At 66.2% G+C, this 23,289-nt stretch carries 22 protein-coding genes; 14 read left to right on the top strand and 8 right to left on the bottom strand.

The genetic code is table 11. The annotated features are described in order from the left end of the window. Positions 1–25: 25 nt before the first annotated feature. Positions 26–1,006 (bottom strand): Gfo/Idh/MocA family protein, encoded by a 981-nt coding sequence (locus tag AC59JP_RS19250; protein WP_497327410.1) that lies wholly within the window; start codon positions 1,004–1,006, stop codon positions 26–28. Positions 1,007–1,066: 60 nt separating this feature from the next. Between AC59JP_RS19250 and AC59JP_RS19245 the strand changes: the two genes are divergently transcribed. The 3 genes from AC59JP_RS19245 (at position 1,067) to AC59JP_RS19235 (ending at position 4,622) form a co-directional block, all read left to right on the top strand. Beyond that, positions 1,067–2,101: a Gfo/Idh/MocA family protein gene (locus AC59JP_RS19245; protein WP_497327409.1), complete on the top strand. Its 1,035-nt coding sequence runs from the start codon at positions 1,067–1,069 to the stop codon at positions 2,099–2,101. Between the two features lie 78 nt (positions 2,102–2,179). Beyond that, on the top strand, positions 2,180–3,358 hold the full coding sequence (locus AC59JP_RS19240; protein ID WP_497327408.1) for a phytanoyl-CoA dioxygenase family protein: 1,179 nt from the start codon (positions 2,180–2,182) through the stop codon (positions 3,356–3,358). A gap of 22 nt (positions 3,359–3,380) precedes the next feature. After that, positions 3,381–4,622, top strand: coding sequence for an MFS transporter (locus AC59JP_RS19235; protein WP_497327407.1), 1,242 nt, complete (start codon positions 3,381–3,383; stop codon positions 4,620–4,622). Here AC59JP_RS19235 and AC59JP_RS19230 read toward each other — a convergent pair. Continuing rightward, a complete protein-coding gene (locus AC59JP_RS19230; RefSeq protein WP_497327406.1) occupies positions 4,584–5,615 on the bottom strand; it encodes a LacI family DNA-binding transcriptional regulator in 1,032 nt (343 codons plus the stop codon). The two genes, AC59JP_RS19235 and AC59JP_RS19230, sit on opposite strands and share 39 nt — an antisense overlap. Before the next feature lie 73 nt (positions 5,616–5,688). On the opposite strand from AC59JP_RS19230, the gene AC59JP_RS19225 reads away from it, so the two are divergent. The 4 genes from AC59JP_RS19225 to AC59JP_RS19210 all read left to right on the top strand — a co-directional run bounded on the left by AC59JP_RS19225 (position 5,689) and on the right by AC59JP_RS19210 (position 9,387). Then, positions 5,689–6,471 carry an SDR family oxidoreductase gene (locus tag AC59JP_RS19225; protein ID WP_497327405.1) on the top strand — a complete coding sequence of 261 codons (783 nt, stop codon included), beginning with the start codon at positions 5,689–5,691 and terminating at the stop codon, positions 6,469–6,471. Continuing rightward, positions 6,471–7,478 (top strand): Gfo/Idh/MocA family protein, encoded by a 1,008-nt coding sequence (locus AC59JP_RS19220; RefSeq protein ID WP_497327404.1) that lies wholly within the window; start codon positions 6,471–6,473, stop codon positions 7,476–7,478. The genes AC59JP_RS19225 and AC59JP_RS19220 overlap by 1 nt, the downstream gene beginning before the upstream one ends. Then, positions 7,475–8,365, top strand: a complete 891-nt coding sequence (locus tag AC59JP_RS19215) for a sugar phosphate isomerase/epimerase family protein (RefSeq protein WP_497327403.1) — start codon at positions 7,475–7,477, stop codon at positions 8,363–8,365. The genes AC59JP_RS19220 and AC59JP_RS19215 overlap by 4 nt, the downstream gene beginning before the upstream one ends. A gap of 62 nt (positions 8,366–8,427) precedes the next feature. Beyond that, the gene (locus tag AC59JP_RS19210; RefSeq protein ID WP_497327659.1) at positions 8,428–9,387 is read left to right on the top strand and encodes a Gfo/Idh/MocA family protein; all 960 of its coding nucleotides are present in this window, start codon (positions 8,428–8,430) and stop codon (positions 9,385–9,387) included. 64 nt (positions 9,388–9,451) lie between these two features. Here AC59JP_RS19210 and AC59JP_RS19205 read toward each other — a convergent pair whose 3' ends face one another. From AC59JP_RS19205 to AC59JP_RS19185, 5 genes are all read right to left on the bottom strand, one after another. After that, positions 9,452–9,592 (bottom strand): hypothetical protein, encoded by a 141-nt coding sequence (locus AC59JP_RS19205; protein ID WP_497327402.1) that lies wholly within the window; start codon positions 9,590–9,592, stop codon positions 9,452–9,454. Between the two features lie 48 nt (positions 9,593–9,640). Next, a complete protein-coding gene (locus tag AC59JP_RS19200) occupies positions 9,641–10,456 on the bottom strand; it encodes an ATP-binding cassette domain-containing protein (RefSeq protein ID WP_497327401.1) in 816 nt (271 codons plus the stop codon). Between the two features lie 20 nt (positions 10,457–10,476). Next, a complete protein-coding gene (locus tag AC59JP_RS19195) occupies positions 10,477–11,535 on the bottom strand; it encodes an ABC transporter permease (RefSeq protein ID WP_497327400.1) in 1,059 nt (352 codons plus the stop codon). A 114-nt stretch (positions 11,536–11,649) separates the two neighbouring features. Continuing rightward, positions 11,650–12,813, bottom strand: coding sequence for a Gfo/Idh/MocA family protein (locus AC59JP_RS19190; RefSeq protein WP_497327399.1), 1,164 nt, complete (start codon positions 12,811–12,813; stop codon positions 11,650–11,652). A gap of 65 nt (positions 12,814–12,878) precedes the next feature. Next, positions 12,879–13,616, bottom strand: coding sequence for a GntR family transcriptional regulator (locus AC59JP_RS19185; RefSeq protein WP_497327398.1), 738 nt, complete (start codon positions 13,614–13,616; stop codon positions 12,879–12,881). Positions 13,617–13,788: 172 nt separating this feature from the next. On the opposite strand from AC59JP_RS19185, the gene iolC reads away from it, so the two are divergent. Genes iolC through iolD form a run of 4 tightly spaced genes read left to right on the top strand, consistent with a single transcriptional unit; the run spans position 13,789 to position 18,606 of the window. Next, positions 13,789–14,808 carry a 5-dehydro-2-deoxygluconokinase gene (gene iolC, locus AC59JP_RS19180; RefSeq protein ID WP_497327397.1) on the top strand — a complete coding sequence of 340 codons (1,020 nt, stop codon included), beginning with the start codon at positions 13,789–13,791 and terminating at the stop codon, positions 14,806–14,808. Then, on the top strand, positions 14,801–15,739 hold the full coding sequence (locus AC59JP_RS19175; RefSeq protein WP_497327396.1) for a Cgl0159 family (beta/alpha)8-fold protein: 939 nt from the start codon (positions 14,801–14,803) through the stop codon (positions 15,737–15,739). Before iolC ends, AC59JP_RS19175 begins: the two co-directional genes overlap by 8 nt. A gap of 6 nt (positions 15,740–15,745) precedes the next feature. After that, positions 15,746–16,624 (top strand): 5-deoxy-glucuronate isomerase, encoded by an 879-nt coding sequence (iolB, locus tag AC59JP_RS19170; RefSeq protein WP_497327395.1) that lies wholly within the window; start codon positions 15,746–15,748, stop codon positions 16,622–16,624. Positions 16,625–16,626: 2 nt separating this feature from the next. Further along, positions 16,627–18,606 (top strand): 3D-(3,5/4)-trihydroxycyclohexane-1,2-dione acylhydrolase (decyclizing), encoded by a 1,980-nt coding sequence (iolD, locus tag AC59JP_RS19165; protein ID WP_497327394.1) that lies wholly within the window; start codon positions 16,627–16,629, stop codon positions 18,604–18,606. A 55-nt stretch (positions 18,607–18,661) separates the two neighbouring features. Here the strand turns inward: iolD and AC59JP_RS19160 are convergent, their stop codons facing one another. Next, positions 18,662–19,684, bottom strand: coding sequence for a LacI family DNA-binding transcriptional regulator (locus AC59JP_RS19160; RefSeq protein WP_497327658.1), 1,023 nt, complete (start codon positions 19,682–19,684; stop codon positions 18,662–18,664). A 186-nt stretch (positions 19,685–19,870) separates the two neighbouring features. Here AC59JP_RS19160 and AC59JP_RS19155 point away from each other — a divergent pair, with 186 nt between their 5' ends. From AC59JP_RS19155 to AC59JP_RS19145, 3 genes are read left to right on the top strand one after another with little or no spacing between them, the layout of a single operon-like run. Next, complete coding sequence (locus AC59JP_RS19155) at positions 19,871–21,286, top strand: sugar porter family MFS transporter (RefSeq protein ID WP_497327393.1); 1,416 nt, start codon at positions 19,871–19,873, stop codon at positions 21,284–21,286. Positions 21,287–21,324: 38 nt separating this feature from the next. Further along, complete coding sequence (locus AC59JP_RS19150; RefSeq protein ID WP_497327392.1) at positions 21,325–22,230, top strand: sugar phosphate isomerase/epimerase family protein; 906 nt, start codon at positions 21,325–21,327, stop codon at positions 22,228–22,230. 23 nt (positions 22,231–22,253) lie between these two features. Next, complete coding sequence (locus AC59JP_RS19145; protein WP_497327391.1) at positions 22,254–23,288, top strand: Gfo/Idh/MocA family protein; 1,035 nt, start codon at positions 22,254–22,256, stop codon at positions 23,286–23,288. The last annotated feature ends 1 nt before the right edge of the window (position 23,289 follow it).

The raw sequence follows: 23,289 nt of genomic DNA, 5'->3' as shown, positions 1-23,289 counted from the left end.
ATCCATCCGCAGCGAACCCGGTAGTTCAGTACACCACCCGAACCGGTGCGCCGCCGCTGTTCATCGAGGCGACGACGGCGTCGGCCACCAACCCTGCCCGAAGCCCGTCGACTCCCGTGGCGAGAGTGGACGGCCGTCGCTGGTCGATCGAGTCGATCCACTCCTGAAGTTCGATCCGGTACGCGTCGGCGTAGCGAGGAACCCAGTCGGCCGGGTAGGCGAGCGACCGTGATCGCGCAGCGTCCACGACCACCCGGGTGGGCAGTGTCAGCGCCGCCGTCCCGACCTCGCCGACCACCTCGCACCGAGTGTCGTATCCGTAGCGTGCGTTCAAGAATATCTCGACGGTCACGAGCACCTCGGATTCGGTGCGTAGCAGCATGATTTGCGGATCCTGGCGAGCACCGGAGTTCGCCGAGGACCGCCCGCAATGCCAACTGACCTCGACGATGGGCGAATCGAGAAGCCAGGGCATGACGTCGAGCTCGTGAATGGCCGAATTGGTGATCGTGGAGGCCGAATCGCCACCCGGATACGTCTCCACCGTGCGACTGACGCAGTGCGCGACCAGGAGCTCGCCGATGTCCCCGCTCAACGCGGTGCGGCGCAATTCGGCGTAGGACGGATCGAAGCGTCGCATGAACCCGACGCTCAGCAGCCCTCGCCCCGCTTCGGCGTCGATCACGTCACGACACTCCGCTGCAGTGGGTGCCAGCGGCTTCTCGCACAGCACCGGCTTCCCCGCCTCCAGGGCAGCGAGGGCGAGATCCTTGTGGGTCGAGTCGTGCGAGGCGATGACGACGGCATCGACGGCGTCGTCGGCGATCACCTCGTACCCGTCACCGACGACGCGCGCGTCATGCATCTCGGCGGCGACCGAGTGCGCGCGGGCCGCATCGAAGTCGGCGATGCGTGTCACGGCAGCGCCCGCTACTCGGCCGTTCAGATTGCGTGCGTGATCGGCGCCCATGACGCCCACGCCGACGATTCCCACCCGTACAGTCACGCGGCAAAGTATGACATCAGATTGTCCTGACAAATGGGCTTTCGGCCGTACCATTCTCGTATGACCCATCCTCCGGCGACGATGCCGTTACCGACTTCGCGAGTCCCCGATCCGATGACCGCGCCCTCGCTTCGGTGGGGAATCATGGGACCGGGGTGGATCGCGCATCGCTTCGCCCTCGCCCTGCAGACACACACCGGCCAGAAGGTGGTAGCAGTGGCGTCGCGGAGCGCCGATCGTGCAGAGGCGTTCGCTCGGGAGCGATCGATCGACACGGCGTACGGAAGCTACGACGCACTACTCGCGGACGACGACGTCGACATCGTCTACGTCGCCACCCCGCACACCGAACATCATGCGTGTGCCCTGGCTGCCCTCGCGGCGGGTAAACACGTTCTCGTCGAGAAGCCACTGGGAGTCGATGCAGCACAGGCTCGCGAGATCGGCGAGGCGGCGCGAGATGCGAATCTGTTCGCCGGCGAAGCCATGTGGTCACGCTTCCTACCCAAATACGATGTGCTGCAACAGATCCTCGACAGCGGAGTGCTCGGGACCGTACACACCGTGCTGGCCGATCACGGTGAGCACTTCACCACGGACCACCGCATCTACGACCCGGCATTGGCCGGCGGACCGCTGCTGGATCTGGGCACCTACGTCGCGAGCCTGTCGTACCTGGTTCTCGGTGCACCGACCTCGGTCGTCGCGGTGGGCCAGGCGGCGAACGACCGCATCAACGGACAGGTGTCCGCCCTCCTCACGAGTGCGAGCGGGGCCCACTCGGTGCTCAACACCACGATCCTCACGGACACCCCCAATTCCGCATCGATCTGCGGCACCGATGCGACCCTCGTCGTTCCCGGCACGTTCTACATGCCGGGGCCGATGCAGTTGATCCACCGCGACGGCCCGACGCTCGAGTACTCCGAAGATCGCGGTGGCCACCTGGCCGGGCTTCACTTCTCCGCGGTCGACGCCGCTCGGACCATCGCGAACGGAGGAATCGAGTCGGCGGTACACACCGTGTCGGACGCGGTCGCCACGTTGGCGATCGTCGACGAGATCCGCGCGCAGCTCGGCATCACCTTCGCGTGAGGTGTTCTCGAGGTGTTTCAGGCCTTGTGTGGCGACGACGGACGGACCAAGCTCGTGCATGACGAAAGGATCGCGGACATGACCACCACCACCTCGCACGCAACGACCGGCCGACTGACCGAGAGCGATTGCAGCATCGACGATTTTGCGCGCTTCGTCGCGCGGACGACCGACCTGTCGGACTACCCGCACGCGATGGACGTGGTGTCGCAGGTCGTGCGATACGACGCAGCGGAACTGACCGCCAGAATTGCGGATCCGGCTGTTCGCGCCGACGTCCAGGACGAGTTGGCCTACGCACTCATGAACGGTCCGGGAATCGTGGTGTTCACGGGAGCCTTCACCGAAGCGAACGCACTCGACGAGGCCACCCGCCACTTCACCGAGACCATTGCCCGTCAGCACGAATCCGGTGTGCAGAACGGCGACCACTTCGCGAAACCGGGTGCGAACGACCGCATCTGGAACGCCTTGCAGAAGCTGGCGTCGAGCGAACCCGAGGTCTTCACCGCGTACTACTCGAACGACGTGCTCGCGCTCGTGTGCGACGCGTGGCTCGGACCCATGTATCAGGTGACGTCGTCGATCAACGTCGTCAATCCCGGTGGGCAAGCGCAGAATCCGCACCGCGACTACCACCTCGGGTTCATGTCGACCGACTCCGCGGCGCAGTTTCGTGCGCACGTGCATCGCCTCTCCCCCGCGTTGACGCTGCAGGGCGCCGTTGCCCACGTCGACATGCCGATCGAGAGCGGACCCACGATGTATCTCCCGTATTCCCAGCAGTACGAAGCGGGTTACATCGCCTTCAATCTGCCGCCGTTCCGGGAGTATTTCGCCGACAACCACGTTCAGCTCCCGCTGTCGGCGGGCGACGCGGTGTTCTTCAACCCGGCCCTCTTTCACGCGGCCGGCACCAACACCTCGTCCGGCATCTACCGCATGGCCAACCTCCTGCAGGTGTCCTCGGCATTCGGACGAGCGATCGACAGTGTCGACCGCGAGGCCATCGTGAATGCGATCTACCCCTCGCTTGTCGCGCTGGCAGAGTCCGGTGACGAGAAGGCGGTCCGAAACGTCGTGGCGGCGTCGGCGGAGGGGTACGCGTTCCCGACGAATCTCGATCTCGATCAGCCGGTCACCGGGCTGGCAGCAGAGACGCAGGCCGAGCTGCTCACACGCGCGCTGGCGACGAACATGAGCGCCGCGGAGCTGTCGGACGCCCTGCGCGAGCAGACCCACCGTCACCGTGCCTGACCGCGCAGGACAAGCTACGGAGATGACCACCGCCCCACCCCCGATCAGCCGACGCCTGGTCCTCCTCCTCGCCGTGGCGTGTGGCACCCTCGTCGCGAATCTGTACTACGCGCAGCCCCTGCTCGACACCATCGGCGGCGCGTTGGACGTCGGCGGCGGGACGGCCGGCCTTCTGGTCACCACGTCCCAGATCGGATACGTTCTCGGACTCGCGTTCCTCGTGCCGCTCGGCGACCTCGTCGAGCGACGCCGGCTCATCGTGTCGGCGACAGTGGTGAGCGCGGTCGCGAATACCGTTGCCGCACTGTCCCCGTCGTTCTCGATCCTCGCCGGTGCGCTGATACTGGCCGGGATCGGAGCGTCGGCAGCGATGGTCATCGTTCCCCTCGGTTCGGCCCTGTCGGCGCAAGAGGACCGAGGGAAGACGGTCGGCACGATCATGAGCGGTCTCCTGATCGGAATTCTGTTGGCGCGCACGGTCAGTGGCTTCCTGTCCGAACTCGGCGGGTGGCGACTCGTCTTCGCTTTCGCAGCCGTCGCGTCGACGGTGCTCGCGGCGGCGTTGTGGCGCTCCGTGCCGGCGGCCACGCCGGACATCGATTCCGGCTACGGGTCCATCCTGCGCTCGGTCGTGACGCTGATCGTTCGCCTTCGTGAGCTGAAATTGCGAATGGCTCTGGCGGCCTTGATCATGGCCGGCTTCTCGCTCATGTGGACCGGTCTCGCGTTCCTGCTCGCGGGCCCGCTTTTCGGCATGAACGACGCAACGATCGGTCTCTTCGGAATCGTGGGCGTGGCAGGGGCGCTCGCCGCGCCGGTGGCCGGCAGACTCGCGGATCGGGGTCGCGGGCACCTCGCGGTACCCGGCTTTCTGTGTGCCCTGCTGGTGAGTTGGGCGTTCCTGGCGTTCGGCGGAACGAGCTCGTCCGTGTGGACGGTCGCGGCACTGATCGTCGGCATCTTCCTGCTGGACGCGGGCGTTCAGGCCACTCAGGTCAGCAACCAGAACGTCGTGTTCGCACTCGACCCGCCGGCGCGCAGCCGCCTCAACACCGCCTACATGGTCAGCTACTTCCTCGGCGGCGTCGTCGGATCCGTCGCAGCCTCGGTCGGATTCGCGATCGGTGGGTGGAACGCCCTGTGCGCCATCGGTGCGGTACTGGCACTGGCCGCGCTCGTCGTGTGGTTCGTGTTCCGGTCTCGACCGGCGGAACGCTCGGCCGAATCAGAGACTGTTGAAGCGGGTGAGAATCTGGATGGGTGAGCTGACATTGGTCACTCCTTCCACCGCTCCGCGAGCTTGCATGAGCATCCGGCACGCCAGTCTCGCGTCGGCACGCAACTCGTGATGGAGAACGGCCGAGAGGGTTCCCGAGCGTAGGAGTCCGCGGTTGTCCTCGTCGAGGTCGTGGCCCACGAACACCCGGCACCGGCGGCCGACCTCTGCAAAGGCGCGGGCGATGGCAGTGTTGCCTCCGCCGATCGAATACACCGCTTCCACGTTCGGGTGCTCGTTCAGCGCGTCGAGCACGAGAGTCTCGATGGTGTCGTCCAGCCCGTCGGTGCCGGAGATCTCGACGACGGTTCGAGCCGAGGCCGCTCCTCTGTCGGCCGCCAGCGTTCGGAGCGTGGTTCGAAATCCCATCTCCCGCTCGCCCTCACCGCGAAATACGCTGCTGCTCAACGTGATCAGGACGTCCTTGTCCACGTCGCCGAGCCATTGGTCGACGAGGTACGCCGCCGTCGCGCCGGCCGCGCGGTTGTCGATACCCACGTAGGCCAGCCGAGCCGACGCCGGCACGTCGGTCACGTAGGTCACGACCGGAACTCCGATGTCCACGAGACGATCGACGGCGGTGACGACGTCCGGGTGATCCGGTGCCTTCAGAATCACTCCGTGGGTACCGCGAGCGGTCAGCTTGCCCAGAGTGTCGACCATGTCGGGAACGGATTCGGTGTCTCGAAAGTGGAAGCGGCACCGCACCAGTGCGGGCGAGAGCATGGGCAGTTCGGCCTCGAGGGCGGCGCGGAACTCCGCGGAGAATCTCGGCGGCGTCTGCATGATGACGTCGAAGATGAACTTTCGGCCGTTGAGGCGCAGCTGTGAGCGCTGTTTGTCCAGATCCGAGATCGCCTGCTGCACCTCGGCTCTGGTGTCCTCCCTTACGCCCGGCCGCTCGTGCAGGACGCGGTCGACGGTCGCTTCGCTCAAGCCGGCCTGCTGGGCGATCTCACGGATCTTGTATCGGTGTTTCACAGCCGCCTCCGTGAGGTCTTTTTGATGTGTTCCGGGTGTTGATCGTAGCCTGCTCGGCCACCAGACTGAGTCGGTGAACACACCTTTGCTGCAGAACACTGTCGTTCTGGTGAGCGGCGGTACGCAGGGTGTCGGCGCCGCGGTTGTGCGCGCGGCGATACGGGAGGGCGCGCAGGTCGCCTTCAGTGGGAGACGAGGCGATGTCGGCTCCGCTCTCGCCGACGAATTGACCGCACTCGGACACACCGCCATCTTTCTCGAGGCCGACGTCTCGGACCCCCATGCTGCGGGGCGTTCGGTCGAGCGCACGGTGGAGACGTTCGGGCGCATCGACGCTCTCTGCAACGCGGCGGGGCTCACCACCCGCGGCACCCTCCTCGACACGACCCCCGAACTGTTCGACCAGCACGTCGCAGTGAATCTCCGCGGACCCTTCTTCACCATGCAGGCTGCCGTCCGCGACATGACGGGTCGCGGTGCGCCCGGAACGATCGTCAACATCGGCTCGATCTCCGAGCGAGGTGGCCAGCCCTATCTGGCGCCGTACGTTGCCGCGAAGGCAGGCCTGTCCGGGTTGACGCGCAACGCGGCGCACGCGCACCGCTGGGACCGCATCCGGATCAACGCTCTGAACATCGGCTGGACCGACACCGAAGGTGAGGCACAGACCCAGAAGCGGTTCCATGGCGCCGACGACAACTGGGTGTCCGACGCGAGCGACTCGCTGCCCATGGGCAAGTTGGGTCAGGTCGACGAGATCGCCGATTTCGTCGTGTTCCTGCTGTCCACGCGCAGCGGGGTGGTCACGGGTTCCGTGATCGATTGGGACCAAACGGTTGTCGGAGGGCAGGACTGATGGGATCGACGATCGGTGTGATCGGACTCGGGCGGATCGGCGCGTTCCACGTCGACACCCTCGCCCATCTGAACGGTGTCGACGCACTCGTGGTGACGGACGAACGGCCCGACGTGACGAAGTCGGTGGCAGCGTCGTTCGGCGCGAAGGCCGTGGCGTCGGCGGCCGAGGTGTTGGCCGCCGGTGTGGACGGTGTCGTCGTCGCAGCCGCCACGCCCGCCCACGCGTCGCTGGTGATGGCGTGCGTCGACGCCGGCATTCCCGTTTTCTGCGAGAAGCCGATAGCGTCCACTGCAGCCGAGAGTCACGCCGTGGTGCAGGGCATCACGACGTCGAGAGTGCCCGTACAGATCGGATACAACCGGCGATTCGACCCGGCGTTCGTGGCCGCCAAGGCCGCCGCCGAGTCGGGCGACCTCGGCCGGCTGCACACCGTGCGGTCCACCACCCTCGACCCTGCTCCCCCACCGATGTCCTACATCGCGTCGTCCGGTGGCATCTTCCGCGATTGCAGCGTGCACGATTTCGACATCGTCCGCTGGGTCGTCGGACACGAGGTGACGGAGGTGTACGCGGCGGGCTCGAACCAGGGCGACCCGGAGTTCGCGGCCCACGGCGACGTCGACACCGCCACCACCACAATGACATTCGAGAACGGAACTCTCGGCGTCGTATCCAACACTCGGTACAACGCGCGTGGGTACGACTGCCGACTGGAAGTGCACGGTCAGGACGACGCCGTCGCCGCCGGCTGGGACACCCAGGTGCCCGTCCGCAATCTCGAGTCGGGAGCGACGTTCCCGACCGGAACGCCGCACACGTTCTTCATGGACCGTTTCGCCTCGGCCTACCGTGCCGAACTCGCAGCATTCCTTCAGGTGATCGACGGGACCCTCGAATCACCCTGCACAGCGCAGGACGCGCTCGAAGTCGCGTGGATAGCCGAAGCCGCCACCCTTTCCCTACAACAGCACCGTCCGGTGCGGATCGACGAGGTACGCCAATGATCACCATTCGTATTGCCGGAGCGCCCATTTCCTGGGGTGTCTGCGAAGTTCCCGGGTGGGGCTACCAGATCTCACCCGACCGCGTGCTGACCGAGATGCGCGACGCGGGGCTGACCGCCACCGAGGTGGGCCCCGAAGGTTTCCTGCCTGCCGAACCGGCGGAGCTCGCCGCGACCCTCGACCGCTACGACCTCACGTCCGTCGGCGGCTTCGCACCCGTACTTCTGCACGAACGCAACCACGACCCCGTTCCCGGCATCGGGCATCTGCTGGACGCGTTCGTCGCGAGCCGCGCCGAGGTCCTGGTGCTCGCCGCCGCCACCGGGAGCGATGGGTACGACTCGCGCCCCACTCTCGACGACGATCAGTGGAAAACCCTGCTGCACAACCTCGATCGCCTGCACGCTGCCGCAGCCGAACGGGGCATCCGCGCCGTCCTGCACCCCCACGTCGGGACCATGATCGAAAAGCGGGACGAGGTGTACCGAGTTCTCGACGGGTCGATCATTCCGCTCTGCCTCGACACCGGCCATCTCCTCATCGGCGGAACCGACCCGATGGAACTGGTGACGACCGCAGCCGGCCGCATCACCCACGCTCACCTCAAGGACGTGTCGCTGCCGTTGGCCCGACGGGTTCAGTCGGGTGAGCTCACGTACACCGAGGCCGTCGCGCAGGGCATGTACACCCCGCTCGGGACGGGTGACGCCGACATCGCGTCGGTTGTGAATCGCCTGTTGGACAACGGTTTCGACGGATGGTTCGTTCTGGAACAGGACACCATCCTCGGTGACGAACCGCTCGACGAGGGGCCCGTCCTCGACGTCCGCAAGAGTGTCGCATTCCTGCGCAGCGTGGTCGACGCACGCGCCGGCGTGTCCGTGTGACCAGCTCTTCCAACCCCGACCGGCCTCCGGCCTTCCCGCTGGCCAACCCCGACCGGCCTCCCTTGCGTATCGGTGTCCTCGGAGCCTCCCGCATCGCCGAGCAGGCCATCGTCGAACCCGCCCGGATTCTGGGCCACCGACTGGTGGCCTGTGCGGCGCGCGACCGGACCCGCGCCGAGGCCTTCGCCGAACGGCACGGTGTCGAGCGAGTGGTCGACACCTATCAGGGCGTGATCGCTGATCCCGAGGTCGACGTCGTCTACAACCCGTTGGCGAACTCGTTGCACGCACCGTGGAATCTCGCTGCCGTTCGTGCCGGCAAGCCGGTGCTCACCGAAAAGCCCTTCGCCGCAGACGCATCCGAGGCGGACGAGGTACGGCGAGCAGCGGCCGACGTCGGTGTCACCGTGATGGAAGGATTCCACTACCTCTTCCACCCGGTCACGAAGCGGCTGCAACAACTACTCGGCGACGGCACGCTCGGCAATCTCGTCCATGTCGAGACCGTCACCCACATGCCGGCTCCCGCGGGCGGTGACCCTCGCTGGTCGCCCGAGCTCGCAGGTGGGGCGTTGATGGATCTCGGGTGTTACGGGCTGCACGCCCAACGCCTGTTCGGAGCGTTCGCCGGCGGCGACCCCGCCGTTGTCGCGGCAGAGATGACGCGGCACCCGTCGGGTGTGGACTCCGCGTTCGACGTCGGGCTGTCGTTCCGGAGCGGCGCAAGCGGATCGACGGTCGGTTCCATGACCTCCGACGCGTACGACTTCCGCATTCGGGTGGTCGGATCGCGCGGAGAAGCGATGGCCCACAACTTCATCAAGCCGAACTCCGACGATCGGGTCACCATCGTCTCGGATGGCATCTCCACGACGGAGCATCTCGGTACTCGCTCGTCGTACACCTACCAGTTGGAGGCCTTCGCCGAGCACGTCCGAACCGGATCACCGCTGCCGATCGGCACGGACGACGCCGTGACGAACATGGCGATGATCGACCGCGTCGTCGAGTTGGCCACCTAGCCGAACTGCAAGACGCAGCGAGCCCCGCACCAATCGGTGCGGGGCTCGCTGGTTGTGCGGTCGCTCAGTCGCGGAAGGCTGTCGCGAGTCCTGCCACGGCCGACGCGGTCATCCCGATCGGGAGTGCGATGAGCATCGCCGTGAGCGCGATGGCCGCTGCGACGACTTTGACTGCGGTGGCGCATGTTTCGACCATGTACGTCATTGCGTGTCCTTTGTCCTGTGATGTTCCTCGGTGAGCGAACTGCGAGCGTCAGCGGCGCAATTCGTGTGTCAGGGTGTCGAGTTCGTCGCCGCCGGCCATTTCCTTGGTCAGGTCGTCGAGGCTGATCTCGTCGTACTTGCAGTCGAGTTTCTGCTTGCCGCGGTTGAGCAGGACGAAGTGATCGCCCACCATGTACGCGTGGTGCGGGTTGTGCGTGATGAACACGACGCCGAAGCCCTGTTCCTTGGCCGCGGAGATGTAGCGGAGCACCATCCCGGACTGCTTCACGCCCAGTGCCGCGGTGGGCTCGTCGAGGATGAGCACCCGAGCGCCGAAGAAGATGGCGCGCGCGATGGCAACGCACTGGCGCTGGCCGCCCGAGAGCGATCCGATGGGCGCGTCGACGTCGGGCAGGTCGATCCCCATCTTGTGGAGCTCTTCCTTGGTGGTCGCGCGCATCGCGTTGGCGTCGAGCTGGCGCAGCACGCCCTTCTTCCGCAGCTCCTGGCCGAGGAAGAAGTTGCGCCACACCGGCATCAGCGATACGACCGCGAGGTCCTGGTAGACGGTGGCGATGCCCTGCTCGAGCGCATCCTTCGGCGAGGAGAACTTGGTGTCGACACCGTCGACGAGCAGTTCGCCCTCGGTTTGCTGGTGCAGGCCGGCCATGATCTTGATCAGGGTGGACTTGCCGGCGCCGTTGTCGCCGAGCACACCGGTGACCTCACCGGCGCCGACGCGCAGGTTGATCCCGGACAGGGCGATGATGTTGCCGTAGGACTTGCCGACGTTCTTGAGTTCGATGAGCGGGGTTTCGCCGCCGCCCGAGGTCGGTTCGGTTGTCGGCTCAGCTGTTGTGGTCACGATCGAATCCTCTTCGGTTCTCAGCGCTTGGCTGCGTAGGTGCGGAAGGAGTTGTTGGCGACGACCGCGAACAGCAGCATCGCTCCGAGGAAGAACTTGAACCAGTCGGGGTTCCAGCCGGCGTAGACGATGCCCTGGTTGGCCATGCCGAAGATGAACGCTCCGATCAGCGCGCCCACGGCGGTGCCGAATCCACCGGTGAGCAAGCATCCACCGATGACGGCGGCGATGATGTAGAGGAACTCGTTGCCGACGCCCTGACCGGACTGCACGGTGTTGAAGGCGAACAACAGGTGCATGCCGACGAACCAGGCGCAGAATCCGACGAACATGAACAGACCGATCTTGACCTTGGTCACCGGCACGCCGATGGCGCGAGCGGAGTCCTGGTTGCCGCCGACTGCGAAGATCCAGTTGCCGATTCGGGTCTTCATCAGCACGAACGTGGCGATGACGGTGAAGAGCACCCACCACAGGACCGTGATCCGCACCGAGACGCTACCGATGCTGATCGAGGAGGCGAAGACCGCCTTGGCCGAGTCGAAGCCCTGGATGTCGGAGACGTTCTGGGTGGCGACCTGCCCGGTGACGAGCTTTGTCACGGCCAGGTTGATGCCGGTGAGCATCAAGAACGTCGACAACGTGATCAGGAACGACGGAATCTTGGTCTTCATGACCAGATACCCGTTCAGGAATCCCACGGCCAGCGACAGCACGAGGGCCAATGCTGCGGCGAACCACATGTTCAGGTGCAGGTTGTAGGCGAGCATCGACGCCGAGATAGAGGAGAACGTCACCGCGACGCCCGTGGAGAGGTCGAACTCGCCACCGATCATCAGCAGCGAGACGCCGATGGCCATGATGCCGATCGTCGACGACGCGTAGAGCACCGTCGCGAGTGCCTCGGGAGACCGAAACGGCGGGGCGACGATGGCGAAGAAGACGAAGATGATGATTGCGCCGAAGAGTGCACCGATTTCGGGACGAATCAGCAACCGCTGGAACGGCTTCTGCTTCTTCACCCGCTCGTCGGTGACAACCGTGTGCTTCGACAGATCCAGATCCGCCTGAGTGACCATGAGGTTCCTTCCGGGGTGACCGGTTGCGACTGCGGCAGGAAGCGCCGCTCGGGTTCTATGTAATACCGGTCACACCCAGAAGTCAACCATTTGTCTTAACATTAAGACTGCAGATTACGGCGAGGGTGAAACCCACTGGCCCGTGTCGACCGACTCGACCATGGCATCGAGCACCGCCGCGGCGCGCACTGCGTCCCACACCGTCGCCCCGACCGGCTCGCCTCGTTCGATCGACAGCAGGAAGTTCTTCACCTCGACGACCTTGAGATCGTCGTACCCCATCGCCGACGCCGACCCGGGCTGGAACGCTGCGTAGTCGCCGCTGCCGGGCCCGACGAAGACCGTGGCGACCGGCTGGTCCTGATACTGCGATCCGCGACTGACGCCCAGCTCCCCCATGCGTCTGAAATCCCAGAAGAGCGCGCCGGTGGTGCCGTGGATCTCGAATCCGTACGCGTTCTGCTCCCCGACCGACACCCGGCTGGCTTCGAGCGTGCAGCGCGCTCCCGACGCCAATCTCATTTGCGCACTGACGAAGTCGTCGTTCTCGACGAGTCCTGATTCACCACCCGTCGCTCGGGCGTGACCGCTGGTGGCCCCGGTGGGAATCGCGCGCCGCGGAATGAAGATCGCGGTGTCGGCGACGAGCGAATCGATGTCGCCCAGCAGGTACCGGACAAGGTCGGCCCCGTGGGACGCGAGATCGCCGAGAACACCGTTGCCCCCGCGGGCCGTCTCGAATCGCCAGGACAGCGCACCGTCCGGATGCGCCGCGTAGTCGCTGAAGAAGCGGAAGCGCGCGTGGGTGACCGTGCCGATCTCGCCCGAGGCTACGATCTCCCGAGCCGCCTGGACGGCCGGCGCGTTGCGGTAGTTGAAGCCCACCGCGGCCTGCACGCCCGCGGCATCGGCCGCTTCGGCCACCGCGCGGGCGTCGGCCGCCGACAATCCGACCGGCTTCTCGATCCAGATGTGTTTGCCCGCGCTCGCAATGGACGTCCCGATCTCCCGGTGGAGGAAGTTCGGTGCCGTGATCGAGACTGCCCCGATCGTCGGATCGGCAGCGATGTCGCGCCAGTCGAGCAGTGCCGAGGCGAAGCCGAACTGCGCTGCAGCCTCGTCCGCGCGACCCGGCACCTCGTCGGCGACGGCGGCGAGCACCGGCGTCACCGCGAGGCTCGGGTAGTGGTGGCGCACTCGGGCGTAGGCCTGTGTGTGCACACGGCCCATCCAGCCGAAACCGGCGACGCCGACGCGTATTTCCTGTGGTGCGCTCATCGTGAATGTCTTTCGAGAGTCGAGGCGAGGGAATGCAGACCGGTTCGCACCCGTTCGATCGGCGATCAGCGGTCGACGAGCGTGGTGTCGAAGTAGTACCGGGATGCCCGATAGACGTGCGACCCGTACTCGACGACCTTGCCGGAATCATCGAAGGCGGTGCGGTGCATGGTCAGCAGAGGTGAGCGTACTTTCTCGTCGAGCAGTTGCGCTTCGTCGCGCTCGGCGGCCTTGGCTCCGATGCGCTGTCTGGCCAGGCGGATGTGAACGCCCTTGGTGCGCAACGACTGATAGAGACCCTGACCTTCGAGCTCGGCCGGATCGGGAGCCAGATCGACCGGCAGGTAGTTCGTCATCAGGGCGAGAGGCTCGCCCTTGGTGCTGCGGAGCCGACGAATCGTGACCACCTCGGAGTCCGACGACACGTTGAGCTCGCGTGCGACGTCGTCACCCGGCAACCCGACCGAGTACTCGAGAAGTCTCGTGCTCGGATCCTGGCCGGCGCGGGCGAGGTCGTCGAACAGGCTGGTCAGTTCCACCGGACGGTGCACCGGGCTCTGCACCACCTGCGTGCCGACTCCGCGCTTGCGCACCAGCAAGCCCTTGTCCACCAGTTCCTGGATGGCTCGCCGCGTGGTGGGCCGCGAGAGGTTGAGCCGCTTCGCCAGTGCCAACTCGTTCTCGAATCGGTCTCCGGGTGCCAGGGTGCCGCCGAGTATCGAGCCCTCGATCGCCTGGGCCAGTTGGTAATACAACGGCACCGGACTGGACCTGTCGAGCTCGACGGCGAGCTGCTGGCTCATACCTGACTCCGATCTGACGCGCTCTGCTGTGACGACCCCGCGTGGTGGACAGAGTCTAGGTGATGGTCAACCTCATGACATCAAGTTAGAATGTCAGGACAAAGTATTGACATCCCTTGTGGCCTGGAGCACAGTATGGGCAAGCCGACCACTTCCGACGTTTGGAGCCGATGTGTCCACCCCCGCACCACGAACCGACGCAGGATTCGACGTCCTCGCCATCGGCCGCAGTGGCGTCGACATCTACCCACTGCAGGTCGGAGTCGGCCTCGAAGACGTCGAGACCTTCGGCAAGTTCCTCGGCGGCAGCGCGGCCAACGTCGCCGTGGCCGCCGCCCGACTCGGCCGTCGTAGCGCACTCATCTCCGGAGCGGGTGACGACCCCTTCGGCCGCTACGTTCGCGCGGAGCTCGCACGTCTCGGCGTCGACAACCGTTACGTGATCACCGACGAGCAGTACGCGACGCCGGTGACCTTCTGCGAGATCTTCCCGCCGGACGACTTTCCGCTCTACTTCTATCGCAAGCCGACGGCGCCCGATCTGCAGATTCGGCCCGAGGACATCGACACCGACGCCGTGAAGGCCGCGGCGCTGTACTGGTCGACGGTGACCGGTCTGTCCGAGGAGCCTAGTCGCAGTGCACATTTCGCTGCCTGGGAAGCCCGCGAGCGTGCACCGCTGACCGTTCTCGATCTGGACTACCGGCCCATGTTCTGGTCCTCCCCCGCCGCCGCCACCGAGCAGGTGCAGCGCGCGCTGCAGCACGTGACGGTGGCGGTGGGCAACCGCGAGGAGTGCGAGGTGGCCGTCGGTGAGACCGATCCCGATCGCGCCGCCGACGCGCTCCTCGACCTCGGACTCGAGCTGGCCATCGTCAAGCAGGGCCCGCGCGGCGTTCTCGGCAAGACGCGGACCGAACGCGTCGAGGTCCCTCCGAACTTCGTCGACGTCGTCAACGGCCTCGGCGCGGGCGACAGCTTCGGCGGGTCGCTGATCAACGGACTCCTCGCCGGCTGGCCGCTCGAGAAGATCCTGCGCTACGCCAACGCCGCCGGTGCCATCGTGGCCTCGCGGCTCGAATGTTCGACCGCCATGCCGACGGAAGCCGAAGTGTCCGCCCTCGCGAATTCCGACGTGCCCTCCACTCGAGGCACCGAGCCCACCACCACCTCCGGAGCCGTCAATGTCTGACACCGTCCTGGCGTCGCCGCGCGCCACCTGCGCCTCCTACGCCGAGGTCACGGCCGTTCGCGCGGCCGACCCCGGCGCCATCGAACGAGCGTGGGCCACCCGTGTCACGCGCGAGACCATCCGCGGCAACGGTCGGCTCATGATCGTCGCCGCCGATCACCCCGCTCGTGGTGCCCTGTCGGTCGGCTCCAACCCCACGGCGATGAACAGTCGCAGCGAACTGCTCGATCGGCTGCGTACCGCACTGGAAAACCCCGGTGTCGACGGCGTCCTGGCCTCGTCGGAAATTCTCGACGATCTCGTTCTGCTCGGGGCGCTCGAGGACAAAGTGGTTTTCTCGTCGATGAATCGCGGCGGACTCGCCGGGGCATCGTTCGAGCTCGACGACCGCATGACCGGCGCCACCGCCGCGTCCACGGCCAAGGCGCGTATGAACGGCGCGAAGATGTTGACGCGCATCGCACTGGAAGACCCGGGCACGCTCGCGACGATGACCGCGTGCGCCAAGGCAATCGACGAACTGGCCGCCGAAGGTCTGATCGCCATGGTCGAACCGTTCCTGTCTCGCCGAGTCGAAGGGCGCGTCAAGAACGACTTGAGCCCGGACGCAGTGATCAAATCCATTCACATCACGCAGGGACTCGGTTCGACGTCCGCGTACACCTGGATGAAGCTCCCGGTCGTGGACGAAATGGAACGAGTCATGGACGCGACCACACTCCCCACCCTTCTGCTGGGCGGCGACCCCCAGACCGCCCCCGACGAGACGTACGCCAGTTGGGCTCGCGCACTGGAGATTCCGGCCGTGCGCGGACTCATCGTCGGACGCACCCTGCTGTACCCGCCGGACGGCGACGTCTCGGCGGCGGTCGGCACCGCAGTCGACATGGTGCGGTCCGCGGATTCGACCGGCCTCCGGCCTGCCCGGTAACCGGCGATGAACAGCGAGTACTACATCCCCGCGGGCAGCGGCGCTTCCGGTCCGTTCTCCACCTCGGTCACCCCGGAATCGGCCGGGTGGACCGAGTCGACCCTGCACATTCTGACGCTTGCTCCGCACCAGTCCGTCGACCTCACGTCCGAGGGTGACGAAATCATGGTCGTGCCCCTCTCCGGCTCGGCCACCGTCACCAGCGGCGACACGACATTTGAACTCGCAGGCCGTGATTCGGTGTTCGACGGTCCCTCGGACTTCGTCTACGTGGGCAGGGATTCCTCCTACTCCGTCGCGAGTGCCGACGGCGGACGCTTCGCGCTGTGCGGTGCGCGAGCAGCCACCGCACTGCCGTTCCGGTACGTCCCCGCCGCCGACGTGTCGGTCGAGCTCCGCGGCGCCGGCAACTGCAGCCGCCAGGTCCACAACTTCGGCACCGCGGACACGTTCGAGGCCGATTCGATCATCGCCTGCGAGGTCATCACCCCGGGCGGCAACTGGTCGTCCTACCCCGGCCACAAGCACGACGAGAACACCGAACACGAATCGGCGCTCGAAGAGATCTACTACTTCGAGATCGCCGACGGACCCGACGGCAGCAAGGGCTTCGGCTACCACCGTGTGTACGGAACACCGGCACGGCCGATCGAGGTGCTCGAAGAGGTGCGGACCGGCGATGTCGTGCTCGTGCCGCACGGATACCACGGGCCGTCCGTCGCCGCGCCCGGCTACCACATGTACTACCTCAACGTCATGGCCGGGCCGGGCGCCGAACGCGCCTGGAACATCGTCGACGACCCCGAGCACACCTGGATCCGCGGAACCTGGGCGGACCAAAACATCGATCCCCGACTGCCTCTACAACGCACCGAAGGAGTTTGACCGTGGTGTCCACAGCGCCCATCTCGGCGGACAAGACCGAGAACACCGAAGCCACAGTCCATCTGACGGTGTCGCAGGCGGTCGTGAAGTTCCTCGCCAACCAGTACGTCGAGCGCGACGGAGTACGCACCAAGTTCTTCGCGGGCGCGTTCGGCATCTTCGGCCACGGGAACGTCGCCGGCCTCGGGCAGGCCTTGCTGCAGGCGGAGATCGACGCGGTCGAGGCCGGGACCGACCCCGAGCTTCCCTACGTCCTCGGCCGCAACGAGCAGGCCATGGTGCACAGTGCGGTGGCGTATGCGCGTCAGAAGGACAGGCTGCAGACGTGGGCCGTGACGGCCAGCGTCGGCCCTGGCTCGACCAACATGCTCACCGGAGCGGCCCTCGCCACCATCAACCGATTGCCGGTACTGCTGCTGCCCGCAGACACTTTCGCCACGCGCGCCAGCGCACCGGTGTTGCAGGAACTCGAACTGCCGTCCAGCGGCGACGTGACGGTCAACGATGCCTTCAAGCCGCTCTCGCGCTACTTCGACCGCGTGTGGCGACCGGAGCAGCTGCCCAGCGCACTGCTCGGCGCCATGCGCGTTCTCACCGACCCGGTGGAGACCGGCGCCGCCACCGTTGCGATCCCCCAGGACGTTCAGGCCGAGGCCTTCGACTGGCCGGAGTCGCTCTTCGCCGCTCGCACGTGGCATGTCGCACGGCCGCTTCCCGAGAAGTCGGTGATCGCCCGCGCCGCGGACGTCATCCGATCCGCTCGCAAGCCGTTGATCGTGGCCGGCGGCGGCGTGATCTATTCCGGCGCAACGCAGTCTCTCGCCGCCTTCTGCGAGAAGACCGGTATTCCGGTCGGTCAGAGTCAGGCCGGCAAGGGATCGCTGTCCTACGACCACCCCCAATCCGTCGGCGCTATCGGCTCCACCGGATCCACCGCGGCCAACGCGCTCGCGACGGACGCCGACGTGGTCATCGGAATCGGCACCCGCTACAGCGATTTCACGTCCGCCTCGCGCACCGCGTTCAACAATCCGGACGTGCAGTTCGTCAACATCAACGTCGCCTCCATCGACTCGGTCAAGCAAGGCGGCGTGAGCGTCGTATCGGACGCGCGCGAAGCGCTGGACGCGCTGTCGGTCGCACTCGACGACTACCGGGTGGCCGACGACTACCGCACGCGCGTAACGGATCTCGCGGCCGAGTGGGACGAGACGGTGGCATCGGTGTACCGCATCGACGACGACACGGTGGCGCTGAACCAGAATCAGGTGATCGGGCTGGCCAACACCCTGTCCGACGCTCGTGACGTCGTGGTCTGCGCTGCCGGCTCCATGCCGGGTGATCTGCACAAGCTCTGGCGTATCCGTGATCCCAAGGGCTACCACGTCGAGTACGGCTTCTCCTGCATGGGATACGAAGTCGCCGGCGGCATCGGCGCCAAGATGGCCGAGCCCGACCGCGACGTGTTCGTGATGGTCGGCGACGGCTCCTACCTGATGATGGCGACTGAACTGGTGACGGCCGTGCAGGAAGGCGTCAAGATCATCATGATCCTGGTGCAGAACCACGGCTTCGCGTCGATCGGGTCGCTGTCGGAATCGTTGGGATCACAGCGCTTCGGCACCTCCTACCGCTACCGGGGCGACAACGGTCGGCTCGAGGGCGGCCTGCTGCCCGTCGATCTCGCTGCGAACGCGGCGAGCCTCGGCGTCGAGGTCGTCCGGGTGAGCAACGCATCGGAGTTCACGCAGGCGGTCAAGGGCGCGAAGGCGAGCGAGACGTCCACCGTCATCCACGTCGAGACCGACCCGCACATCGCCGCGCCGGACTCGCAGTCCTGGTGGGACGTACCCGTCAGTGCCACGTCGACACTCGAATCCACGCAGACCGCGTACGCGACGTACGAGAAGTGGAAGAAGATTCAGCGTCCGTTCCTCCGCCCCTCCGGCTCGTCGACATCGAGCGCCGAAGGTGAGCGGTAGCCGGCCGGGCGAGGTGCACACGTCCACGGCGCCGTCACCGCGGCGGCCGTGGGATTCACGAGGTGAAGCCGCGCCGGCCCAACACTCGCGAGCGGTCCGCCGTACGCACCGGCCCGGTACTTCCGCGCACGACGAGGTGCGGTTCGACGACGATCTCCGTCGCCCGCGCCTCGTCGTCCTCGAGGCGTGCCACCGCGAACGCGACGGCGTTCTCGGCCAAGCCGTCCACGTTCTGCCGGACGGTGGTCAGGTCGATACGCGCGAGCCGAGCGATGTCGCTGTCGTCGTAGCCGACAATCGAAACATCCTCGGGCACTCGCACTCCCGCTCGATCCAGGGTGTCCATCAAGCCGAGGGCGCTGCGGTCGTTGCCGGCGAGCACCGCCGTCGGCAACGCACCCTCGTCCAGCATCCGTCGCCCGGCCGCGGCTCCGGACTCCTCGTCGTGCGCTCCGTCGAGCACGCGCACGTCGTCACCGAGACCGTGCTCGTGCATGGCCCGCACGTAGGCATCTCGTCGTATCGCGGCGCTGGACTCGGCTCCACCGCCGATGTGATGGATGGCGCGGTGACCGAGGTCGACGAGGTGCCGCACCGACTGGCGGATTCCGCTGTCGTCGGCGCTGCGCACGCTGTCGAACGCACTCGGCGGCGACGGCTTGCCCACCACCACGACCACGGCGCGCTGTTCGAGTTCTTCGAGGTAGTCGTGCTCGGCACCGGGTCCGAGCAGAATCAAGCCCTCGCAACGGTGTCCGATCAGGGACTCGATCGCCGCAGCCTCGTCGCGCCCCGGCGCGCTCGCCGACAACAGCACCTCGTATCCGGCCGACTTCGCCATCGGGTAGATCCGCGTCACCAACTGAGCGTGGAACGGCTGTTCGACATCGATCAGGACACCGAGGGTGCGACTGCGGCCACGGGCCAGCAGTTGCGCGGCGGCGTCGGGTAGGTAGCCGAGCTCCTCGGCGATCTGCAGCACGCGCTGCCGGGTCTCCTCACCGGCTCCCGCCTTGCCGCGCAGCACGAACGACACCAGTGTGCGGGAAACTCCGGCGCGCACCGCAATGTCGTCCATCGTCGGCTTGCGTGCTCGCGCTCCGGTCACCACACCTCATCTCCCGCCATGGACCGATCCACCCTCGCGGACCGGTCATTCGACAGGGCGCCTCTTGACACCCCTGGTGATCCAGATCATAGTATTACTTACGCGCGTTACTTAAGCGCGTTAGTCCATCTTGTTCGGCAACCAGATTGGCCCCCCATGCCCTCCACGACGACGTCGGGACATCGATTCCTGACCAAGCTGACCGTGATCTCCACACTCGGTGGCCTGCTGTTCGGCTACGACACCGGCGTCATCTCGGGCGCCCTGCTCTACATGAAGGACGACCTCGGACTCAGCGCGTTCGGTGAAGCCACCGTCGTGAGTTCGCTGCTCTTCCCCGGCGCCGCCTTTGGTGCGCTCCTGGGCGGTCGACTGTCCGACGTGCTCGGCCGCAAACGCACCCTGCTCGTCTGCGCCGCACTGTTCCTGCTCGGCGCGCTGGGATGCGCCATCGCCCCGAACGTCGAATTCATGGTCGCCGCACGCATCGTCCTCGGCCTCGGCGTGGGCGCCGCTGCCGTCACCTGCCCGCTCTACCTGGCCGAAATGGCTCCGGCCGAGCGCCGCGGACGCATGGTGACCATCAACGAACTCATGATCGTGACCGGGCAGATGCTCGCCTTCGCCATCAACGCAGCCCTCGACGCACTCATCGACGACCCCCACGTGTGGCGCTACATGCTCGCCGTCGCCACCATTCCCGCCGTCGCACTCTTCGTCGGCATGTTCGTCCTTCCCGACTCACCGCGCTGGTACGCCGCCAAGGAACGCCTCGGCGACGCACGACACGTGCTCGAGCTCAGCCGACCCGCCGAGGACGTCGAGCGGGAGTTCGACTCGATCGCCGAACACGCACTGCGCGAGCGGAACGAAGACCGCGGCGCCGCCGTCCGCTACCTGCGCTACTACCCGTGGATGCGCCGGCTGCTCTGGACCGGAGTAGGTCTCGCCATCGTGCAGCAGGCCACCGGGATCAACACGGTCAACTACTACGCACCGACCATTCTCGAAGAGAGCGGCCTCGGCGTCAGCGCGTCGCTCGTGAGCACCATCGCCGTCGGAGTCACGTCCGTGATCATGACGATCGTCGGAATCGTGTTGCTGGGCTTCGTTTCTCGCCGGCGAATGCTGACCGTCGGGTTCATCGGCGTCGCCACCTCCCAGGCGGCACTGGCTCTGGTGTTCCTTCTCCCCGAATCGACCGTGCGCAGCTACGTCATCCTCGGAGCCATGATCGTGTTCGTGGCGTTCGTGCAGTGCTTCATCGGCACCTGCGTCTGGCTGCTGCTCTCGGAGATCTTCCCGCTGGCCATCCGCGGGTTCGCCATGGGCCTGGCCGTGTTCGTCCTCTGGTCCACCAACGCCGCCATCTCGTTCCTGTTCCCCATCCTCAACTCCGCACTCGGATCCACCGGAACGTTCGGCATCTTCGTGATCGTCAACATCGCGTCGATCGTCTTCGTCCGAAAGATGGTGCCGGAGACCAAGGGCCGCTCGCTCGAAGAACTCGAAGACCAGTTCCGCAGCTCCGAATTCGTACCCGCAGACGTCGACAACCCCACACACGCGTAACAGCCCACCACCCCCCATATTTCCGAAAGGCACTGACAATGAGCAAGATTCTCGTAGGTTCCGCACCCGACTCATGGGGCGTCTGGTTTCCCGACGACCCGGGCCAGACTCCCTACGGCCGATTCCTCGACGAGGTGTCCGCATCCGGATACGAGTGGATCGAGCTGGGCCCCTTCGGATACCTGCCGACGGACCCGAAGCAGCTCCTGGACGAACTCGGCGCGCGCAACCTGAAGCTCTCTGCCGGAACCGTTTTCGAACACCTGCACCAGGACGACTCGTGGGACGCGGTGTGGACGCAGATCGAGGACGTCGCGAAACTGACTGCGGCCGCGGGCGGACAGCACGTCGTCGTCATCCCGGAGATGTGGCGCGACCCGAGCACCGGCGCCGTCCTCGAGGATCGCAACCTGACCACCGACCAGTGGCGCAAGAAGACCGAGGGCATGAACGAACTCGGCAAGCGCATGTTCGAGCAGTACGGCGTCAAGGCCCAGTACCACCCGCACGCGGACTCGCACGTCGACACCGAGGAGAACGTCTACCGCTTCCTCGACGGCACCTCGGGCGACTTCGTGAACCTGTGCCTGGACACCGGACACATCAGCTACTGCGGAGGGGACAACATCGCCATCATCGAACGTGCACCGGAGCGCATCGGCTACCTGCACCTCAAGCAGGTCAACGAGGACGTCCGGGCCAAGGTCGCCGCAGAGGACCTGCCCTTCGGTGAAGCCGTCAAACTCGGGGCGATGACCGAACCTCCGCTCGGTATCCCGGAGATGCCGCCGCTGCTGGCCGCGATCGAGAAACTCGACATCGACGTCTTCGCGATCGTCGAGCAGGACATGTACCCGTGCGATGTCGACGCACCCCTGCCCATTGCCCAGCGCACCCGAAAGTACCTGGGGTCGTGCGGGATCCCCGCGGTCACCTTCTCCTGACGAGAAAGAACGGACTTCTACTCATGAGCCAAGAACTTCGCATCGCAGTCCTGGGCGTCGGCATGATGGGCGCCGACCACGTCCGCCGCATCACCAGTGCCATCGCCGGCGCCCGTGTCGCCGTCATCAACGACTACGACAGCTCCAAGGCCGAGGCGCTCGCCGCCACCATTCCCGGCTGCCGAGTGGTGGCCGACCCGATCGACGCAATCGCCGATCCCGACGTCGACGCAGTGCTGCTCGCCACCCCGGGTCCGACCCACGAGAAGCAACTTCTCGCGTGCATCGAGCACGGCAAGCCCGTCATGTGCGAGAAGCCGTTGACCACCGACGTCGACAGCTCGCTCGCCGTGGTCAAGGCGGAGGCCGAACTCGGCAAGAAGCTCATTCAGGTCGGGTTCATGCGCCGCTTCGATCACGAGTACGCGGCCCTGAAGGCGCTCATCGACTCCGGCGACCTCGGCCGCCCGCTGGTGGTGCACTGCGCTCACCGCAACCCCGCCGTGCCACCCCACTTCGACAGCGCCATGATCGTCAAGGACTCGCTCGTGCACGAGGTCGACGTCACGCGATTCCTGCTCGACGAGGAAATCACGTCCGTGCAGATCATCAAGCCCTCCGCCAATCCGTCTGCGCCGCAGGGTCTTGCGGATCCGCAGATCGCACTGTTCTCGACCGAATCCGGCCGGCACGTCGACGCCGAGGTGTTCGTCACCACCGGCGTCGCCTACGAGGTCCGCACCGAGGTCGTCGCCGAACACGGCTCCGCGATGATCGGTCTCGACGTCGGACTCGTGCGCAAGACGGCTCCGGGAAACTGGGGCGGCACGATCACCCCCTCGTTCGTCGAGCGCTTCGGACAGGCCTACGACTCGGAGATCCAGCGCTGGGTCGACGCCGTCGTCGCCGGCGCCGAGACGGGCAACTACATCGACGGGCCCGGAGCATGGGACGGATACGCCGCCGCGGCCGTGTGCGCTGCCGGTGTGAAGTCCCTCGAGTCCGGCGAGCGTGTCGCGGTCGACATGGTGCCGCGCAGCAGCATCTCGGGGGCATGAG

It is taken from the genome of Rhodococcus sp. 320_ES, assembly GCF_059691855.1.
Note: the sequence above shows the minus strand (reverse complement) of the source record. Positions and strands in the feature narration are given on the sequence as shown.